This window comes from Holdemanella sp., from assembly GCF_056804935.1.
Map to the genome: position 1 here is coordinate 9,689 of NZ_DBMEXE010000025.1, position 1,130 is coordinate 10,818.

The 1,130-nt window shown below is 35.2% G+C and carries 1 protein-coding gene and 1 pseudogene; both read left to right on the forward strand.

All coding sequences use genetic code 11. The annotated features are described in order from the left end of the window. The coding region (locus tag ACZQCL_RS02380; RefSeq protein WP_482481766.1) for a hypothetical protein at nt 1-847 on the forward strand (847 nt) is incomplete at its 5' end. Further along, nucleotides 847-1,130: pseudogene (locus ACZQCL_RS02385) on the forward strand (GGDEF domain-containing protein); the annotation flags it as partial. The gene ACZQCL_RS02380 and the pseudogene ACZQCL_RS02385, both read left to right, overlap by 1 nt.

Consider the following 1,130-nt stretch of genomic DNA (forward strand, 5'->3'; position numbering starts at 1 on the left):
GGATCTTTTAATGCGTGCTTTTGGCATTTACTTTATGATCTTAGGTACGCGTTATTTAGGGGATGGATATGAGGGAATCAATCCTTTAACGAAATATAAATGGAAACGAAAAGTAAGAATCACACTTCCGGCTTTTCTTTGTGCTTTAGTTCCAGATGCGGCTTTGACAAGTATCAACCGGTATTTAGAGGATGGTAAGCCTGAAGATTTAAATACGTATAAGAAGGATGAGGTTGTTCGCTTAAAGGTGATTGTGCATGTAGGACCCAAGGGCTTTCAAAAGGTTGGGCACATCTGTTTTGCGTATGATGATATTGTCTATAGTTATGGAAATTATGATAGTGATTCCTTTCATTTAAATCAAACGATTGGGGATGGCATTTTCTTTACGGTGCCACTCGAAAAATACATTCCGAATATGATTTCGGCAGAGAATAATTCCATTTTTGAATATGGTATTTATACAACGTCAAAACAGAATGAGATGATTGAAAAAGAAATTGAAAAGATTCGTCAAAATGGCTATCGTTGGTATACAAAGATTGAAAAAGAAGATGGGTATGATCGTTTTAGTGAATATGAAATGGATTATCCAAGTCGTCTGCATTATCGTACGGGAGCTAAGTTATATAAGGTCAAGAGTGGTAAATTCCATATTTACTGGGCTTTAGGTGATAATTGCGCTTCTTTTACCGATTTGGTTTTGGGAACGTTAGGTGCGGATGTATTGAGCATACGCGGTATTATTAGTCCAGGAACGTATTTGGATTGGCTTCAAAAAGAGTATTTGAAGAAGAACAGTCCAATTGTATTTAGACGTATATATAAGGAATGGGATAGCAAGTGATGAATGGATATTTTTATGTATTAACGACAATTGATATTTTCGTTCTTTGTTTCATGTGCGTTTTGACGCGATTGAGTGAATCGTTAAATAAAAAACAAAAGCGTGGATTTTTATTTGCGTTTGGATTGATTGCACTGATTTCATTATTAGAAGTCGTTACATTAAAAGTGGATGGTTTACCAAAGAAATTCCGTTGGTTAAATATAGTATCGAACTATCTAGGCTTTGGACTTACGCCATCGGTTTGTATATGTTTGGTGTATGTATTGGATAAAAAGACAAA